The organism is Streptomyces sp. NPDC044061 (genome assembly GCF_056434305.1).
Genome location: NZ_JBWKFL010000125.1, coordinates 1 through 5,871 on the forward strand (window position 1 = coordinate 1; position 5,871 = coordinate 5,871).

Genomic DNA, 5,871 nt, shown 5'->3' on the forward strand with positions numbered 1-5,871 from the left:
TCCACCGCGGTCAGGCCACCCCCATCGGAGTACCGCATATCCACGGCATAGCACCAAACTGACTACCCGTCACCCCCACGCGACAACCTCAGTTGCAGTACTAGAAAACGTCGTGGGAGAGGAAACTATGACGACAGGTGGCACGAGAACAGTCGATCGAGTGCCCAGAGCTAGGAGACTCGTAGAAAGGGCAATCGCATCTGAAGCAGTGGCTGCTCCCGTCATCGCCATTATCCTCCCCCGAAAGTTGCTGGCGAGCCTTCTTCTGCACGTCTCGAAGACGCGTCTCAGCCTCATCTAGCTCAGCGAAGATTTCATTGCGAGCGCTTCTCTGCGCGTCAGTCAGCTTGGAGTCGGCAGGCATTGGTATCACGCCCTTTCCGGTCAGGCGTCGCGACCTCAAGAACCGTCTTCTCAGGCGACGCCTTACCTTTCCATCATTACTCCGCTGGACCTCTGACGCATCCTCTGTCAGTCAATTCGGTTGCGTACAGCGAGTCCGACTAATACTGCAGGCGCAGTCAGGGGGGTCTATGGCCTCGGCGGCGGGTAGTGGTTGAGACGGGCGCGGTGTTGATGGCGGCGTCGCCAGCGTGACGGCGCTGGCAGGCAGGGCGACCATCGCCGCCCAGGCCCCGCCGTTCATGGCCGCCGTCAAAGCCCTCCACCCCGGCGTGCACATCCGCAGGGTGCCCGGCGCTCCGGGGCCGGTGGTGACCGGTCTCCTGCCCGGCTGGAACATGCCGCCCACCGCTCGTTTCCACAACGGCGAGCTCATCGCCTGACTCCAGCCGCGTACCGGTCCCGCTTCCTCCGACCAGAGGAAGCGCGGCCAGCGGCGTTATGCCGCCCGCGATGCCCAGCCCGGGCGCCCGTACGGGGGAGTGCCCTGTTGCGTGGCTTGAGGCTGACTCGGTCACGGTTCACCACACCGGGCCGGAGCAGCGGTCGAGATGCAACTTCCGCTGTTCCGGCCCGCCCAGCTCCAATCACCCCGGACCGGGTGCCGCTCCGCGGACCGGCCCGAAAGAACCGACACCACTCGGGAGACCAACGCATGACCATGCCGAATCGCTTCAACGCCGACCCCGACGAGGTCCTGACCTCGCTAAAGGACAAACTGAACGACCGCGAGGAGTGGGACGAACTACCCGAGTGGGGCGCCATCGACGCTGACGCGGAAGGCCGCGTCCGTACCCGCCCGCTCCCTGTTCCGCCGCAGCTGTGGATCGACGTAGGCGCCCCCAAGCGCCTGCTCCGACTCTTCCGAACACTGCTCACCAAGCCACCCACGGCCCACGCCGCCGCCCAGGGCGAGACCATGCGCCAGAGGCGACCGAAGGACTTCGCCGGGCTCTACATGCGGGTCGCGGCTGGGGCGCGCCGCAGGCCCAAGCGCTCGAACTCCACCAGCGCCTGCAGGCCGGCGGCTCCGTCCCCCGATTCGAGACCCTGAAGGACCGCTACCTAGGAGCTCCGGCTGGGCACCGCCGTGGACACCCACGGCAACGTGTACCTGGCGCAGCAGGCCCGCGACACCACGAGCCCGGAGGGTTTCTACCCCCGCGGCGTGAGCACCAAGAGCGGCAGGACAGCAAGGTGGGCGGCGAGCTGCCCACCCTGCTGTCCCAGATCCTGGAGGCACTCCTCACCCCGACCTCCGCCATGCCGGCACAGGCCAGGCGCAACGGCCTCTGATCCGCTGATCGCGCAAGACCTGTGCCCCCGACCGGGGATCGCCCCGGCCGGGGCACAGTTGTCTCCGGACACGGCCCCGCGCCGCGCACCGGGGCCGACCCACCACTGGCCTCCGGGACCCGTGAGGCCCACCGTGCCCAAGCCGCACCGATACGGCTTCTGGCGAGACCCTGCCGCCCGCACGGACCTCACCGCTACCCGGGCGACGACCCGTACCGCCTGAACCACCAGCCCTGCAGTGCCCATCCCGCCACCTCACGGGACGGGCACCACCCACGCCAGAGATGAACCGCTCGCCCCCTCCGCATGGTGGCGTGTAGCCGCTCCCGCAGAGGCGGGCCGCCGCTTGGTGGCTTCGAGCCCGTGGAGGGGGGACGGAAGCGTCCAGACCCGCCCCCCCGCCGCGTGTTGCCGCCCGGGCCCTGCCGCCGCTTTCGAGGGTTGCTGGGCTTGGTGTCTCGGGCGTGAGTGTGTGTGCGGCGAGAGCGGCTCCCACCCCCACCACGTGCGGGTGTGGTCGAGCCCCCGGGGACCGTCGACGGTCCGGCCGGGCCCCGTTCTCCCCCTTTCCCGCCACCCCTGCTTAGGAGTTGCCATGCCCGCATCCAGGTGTTCGGTCGTTGCCAACCCGCCCGTCGCCCCGCCCGCGTCCGTCCTCCCGGTGCCCTACGACGGGCCCCGTGTCGCCGTCGCTGACTTCTTCACCCTGGCGCGGCAGGGCCGCGCGGTGACCACGCCGCCGCCTTTCCGTGACGGGGACTGTGTGTCCTGTCCGCGTGGCACCGAGTGGATGCGCCAGTACGGCCAGTGGATCATCCCTGGACAGCCCCACGGTCTGACCATCACGGACACGGTGGTCACCGGCTGGTGGCAGACCCGGATGCTGCCGGACAGCCAGTTCGCGCTGGTCCACCGACTCACTGCCGAGGAGACACCCCTGATCACCGGCGACCGCTACCTCAGCCGCTTCCGCGGTCTGAGTCTGCGGGATGGCGCGTTCACCTACCACGAGCCGGTCTCCGGTACATGGCTGCGCTCGATCGCCCGGCAGGCGGTCGGTACTCGCACGGTGAGCGTCCATCTGGAATTGCCCAGCGGCATCATCACTGTGCACTCCAGCGAGGTCGGCGACGTCTTCTTCCACCCCGCCCCCGCCGCGCCCGCCGCTCCGGCCGTGCTCGAAGCCCTCTGTGCCTGACACTCCCGCCCACCTTCGCCCGCGTCTCCTGGTGCCCTTCTCTTACCGTCCGCACCGCCGTTCCCCGGCGGGGGGCGGGCGGGCGGTTCCGCGTCCGCCGGTTTTGGGCCGCCGTCTCCAGCCGATCGCCGCCCCCGGGTCGCGCGCTGACTGTGCTGTAGAGACGAACGGGACGCCCCGGCGGCATCCCCATCATCGTCGTGAGGCCGGGCCTGTCGGTGTCCCCGTCGCGCGATCAGCGGGTTGCTGCACTAACCCGCTCCCAGCCGATAGTTACCCCACCCCGCCACACCGACGTCACCGAACTGGAGCGGACATGACCTACACAGCCGACCTGCCGTCGTTCATCCCCGCCAGCCACAACGACGCGCTCTACCCGGCCGAGCGACGCGAGGCCCGCTACACCATCGCCTTCATGGAACACCCCGTTCACGGTGACGAGTTCGTCTGGGAGTACCCCGCCGACGAGCACGGCAGGATCATCCCTCATACCGGACCGGTAGCCTGGCGCTACGGATTCCAGGCCGCTGGACACACTGTTACGGTCCGCCAGGGCGCCGACGCTCTCACCATCACCGTGGACGGCCGCCCGCTCGACACGACCTCCCTCCAGCAGCGCCTCACCAAGCACCGCGGCCACACGATCGCCTCGCTCCTCGACGCCGAACTGCACCGCATCACCCTGCACTGACCACCCCTTGCCCGACCCCTTGCCCCGGCCCGCGACGGCGGCGTCGGGGCCCACCCATTCCCGGCCAGGACCAGCAGCCGGGTTGTGCCGCTCGCTCCGCCGCCCGCGACAGTCAGGTCAGTCTGTGAGCGGCCGGCCCCGGCCTGGCCACGCGATGGACGCGGACCCCCCTCCCGCTCCGCGCGTCCCGGCCCGTGCCCGGCCCCGTCCTCTGCCCGGGCCCGGCCATGTCGGCGCGGCGCCAGGCCGGCTGGGTTGCGGGCCTTGCCCGCCCGCTCGGGAACCTCTGTGCAGGCCGGGCGGTACGCCACCGGCCTGCCCTTCCAGGGGGGAGTCCAGCGATCAAGCCGAACTCCGGAGGTTCACGCGTGACCAGTGCTCCACTCACCCAGATATTCCGCTACGGGGCCTGGGTGTTCAACATCGACGAGGCCCAGACCCTACTGAGGGAACACCCTCGTGCCCCGCAGCCGACTCCCGTCGCCGACTGGGCAGACCACTACCACCTTCACCGGCTCACCCCGGACTACGACGGCGCGCTTTGGTGCCCGATCTTCGGCCCGGACCAAACCCACTTCAATGCCGAACACGCCATGCAGACCGACCTCAACAAGCCGGTGATCATCGCCACGATGGAGTTCGACGGCCGTCCGGCAGCCCTGCTGATCGACGGCGTCCACCGCATGTACCGGGCGATGACCGAAGGCCGGGCGACGTTGCCCGCGCACATCCTGACCGGCGCAGAGACCGCGAGGATCCGCGAGCGCTAACACCCCTTGCCCTGCCTGCGCCTGCGAGGCCCACCCCGCCACCGCGGTGGGCCTCTCGCGTTCGCCCCGCCCGCCGCCGTACCGCCGACCACCCACCCCTGCCCCACGACAAGCCGGGCCCCGGCTGGGCAGGCGGCTACAGCGACGAACCGCCGTTCTGACAACCCACGGAGTTCCCTGGCTGCGCGACCCGCGACATGGGCCCGCCGCCCCGGCCCCGCACACGCCCGCGTGCGAGGCCGGGGCACGCCCATCTCGCGGCCACGCGCTGCCGAGACAGCCCCCGCCGCCGCGGCGCCAGGCTCAGTCGGCGCCGACAAGCCGGTCCCGCACCCCGTGCCGCTCCATGCCCCGCCCACGTCCGGCCCCTTGCCCGTCTTGCCAGCAGCCGCGCCATGGTACGGACCGCCACCCCGCCCCGGGGCGGGCCGTCCTTCACAGGCCGCCCGCACCGCACCTGGTGCACCACCACCCAACGCCGCCCCGCGCGGGCGCCGTGAGACGGAGACTCCCATGCCCATCTCGTCCGCCGCCTTGGCCGCCGCTCACCGAGCCCGCGCCATCGCCACCATCGCCCGCACCCGCACCCGCACCACAAAGACGACGCCTGTCCTGGACGATGCCGGCCGCACCGCGCTGCGGAAGATCGCCCAGCTTCTCGACGCAGCCGCGCACGCCCTGGAAACCGAGTCTGCCACCGTCGACGACGGCGGCCTTCACGCTCCGGCCGACGCCCAGCTCTCCCTTCAGGCGGCCGAAGCCGTCGCCCTCGCCCACCCCGGCGTCGGCATCCCCCGCACCCTCGGCCAGTACGTCACCGCGGTCCTGTACCCGCACGACAGTGCGCAGAGCGAGGTCGACCTGCCCTTGTCACTGCTTCCCCGCACTATCAAGGCGATCGCCCGCGAGGCAGAGCTGTTCAGTCGGATCCACTACCTTCACGGCGCGCTCCGGTTCGTCACCGACCAGGCGACCACCACGCTCGTGCTGGAAGACGTGTTCCGTCTGCACTGGCAGCACGCCCGTCTGGCCGACTCCATCGCGGCCGACCGTGCGCGATCCGACAGCGGCCAGACTCCCCTCCCGGCCGCCGTCGACATCCCCACCCCGGCCACCGCCGGGGCGCTGCGCCGAGCCCACGACGAACTCGGCCCCACTCTCACGTACGAGCTGACGTCCGCCTCCCTGACCTGCTTTTCCCGCGTGCACCCCCAGCCGTACCCCGCCGCCCGGATGGTGTCCCACCGCGGCGTCAAGGTCCCCACCTGCGAGGAGCACCGCGACGCGGCCGTCCACGCCGCCCAGGAGCTATACGACCTGTACGGCGCCCTCGAATGACCTGACGTGCCCCTGGGCTCGCCGAACCCGCCGGCGCAGCCCGGCGGGGTTGCGGCCGTTGCCGCCCACCCGGCCAGGGGCGGGGGGGGGGGGGGGGGGGGGGGGGGGGGGGGGGGGGGGGGGGGGGGGGGGGGGGGGGGGGGGGGGGGGGGGGGGGGGGGGGGGGGGGGGGGGGG

At 71.3% G+C, this 5,871-nt stretch carries 6 protein-coding genes; all 6 read left to right on the forward strand.

Annotation, left to right across the window (positions count from 1 at the left end):
• Positions 1-593: 593 nt before the first annotated feature.
• The 6 genes from AC07CM_RS50245 to AC07CM_RS50270 all read left to right on the forward strand — a co-directional run bounded on the left by AC07CM_RS50245 (position 594) and on the right by AC07CM_RS50270 (position 5,695).
• A complete protein-coding gene (locus AC07CM_RS50245) occupies positions 594-785 on the forward strand; it encodes a hypothetical protein (RefSeq protein WP_478883259.1) in 192 nt (63 codons plus the stop codon).
• A gap of 272 nt (positions 786-1,057) precedes the next feature.
• Positions 1,058-1,456 (forward strand): hypothetical protein, encoded by a 399-nt coding sequence (locus tag AC07CM_RS50250; RefSeq protein ID WP_478883260.1) that lies wholly within the window; start codon positions 1,058-1,060, stop codon positions 1,454-1,456.
• An 837-nt stretch (positions 1,457-2,293) separates the two neighbouring features.
• Positions 2,294-2,896 (forward strand): hypothetical protein, encoded by a 603-nt coding sequence (locus AC07CM_RS50255; protein WP_478883261.1) that lies wholly within the window; start codon positions 2,294-2,296, stop codon positions 2,894-2,896.
• Positions 2,897-3,212: 316 nt separating this feature from the next.
• Entirely contained in the window at positions 3,213-3,587 is a 375-nt protein-coding gene (locus AC07CM_RS50260) for a hypothetical protein (RefSeq protein WP_478883262.1), read from the forward strand.
• A gap of 368 nt (positions 3,588-3,955) precedes the next feature.
• Positions 3,956-4,357 (forward strand): hypothetical protein, encoded by a 402-nt coding sequence (locus AC07CM_RS50265; protein WP_478883263.1) that lies wholly within the window; start codon positions 3,956-3,958, stop codon positions 4,355-4,357.
• Between the two features lie 513 nt (positions 4,358-4,870).
• Complete coding sequence (locus AC07CM_RS50270) at positions 4,871-5,695, forward strand: hypothetical protein (RefSeq protein ID WP_478883264.1); 825 nt, start codon at positions 4,871-4,873, stop codon at positions 5,693-5,695.
• Positions 5,696-5,871 lie beyond the last annotated feature (176 nt).

Excerpts from the sequence above, each read along its gene's own strand:
- AC07CM_RS50250 (WP_478883260.1), top strand. The coding sequence starts at position 1,058 with ATGACCATGCCGAATCGCTTCAACGCCGACCCCGACGAGGTCCTGACC.
- AC07CM_RS50255 (WP_478883261.1), top strand. The coding sequence starts at position 2,294 with ATGCCCGCATCCAGGTGTTCGGTCGTTGCCAACCCGCCCGTCGCCCCG.
- AC07CM_RS50260 (WP_478883262.1), top strand. The coding sequence starts at position 3,213 with ATGACCTACACAGCCGACCTGCCGTCGTTCATCCCCGCCAGCCACAAC.
- AC07CM_RS50270 (WP_478883264.1), top strand. The coding sequence starts at position 4,871 with ATGCCCATCTCGTCCGCCGCCTTGGCCGCCGCTCACCGAGCCCGCGCC.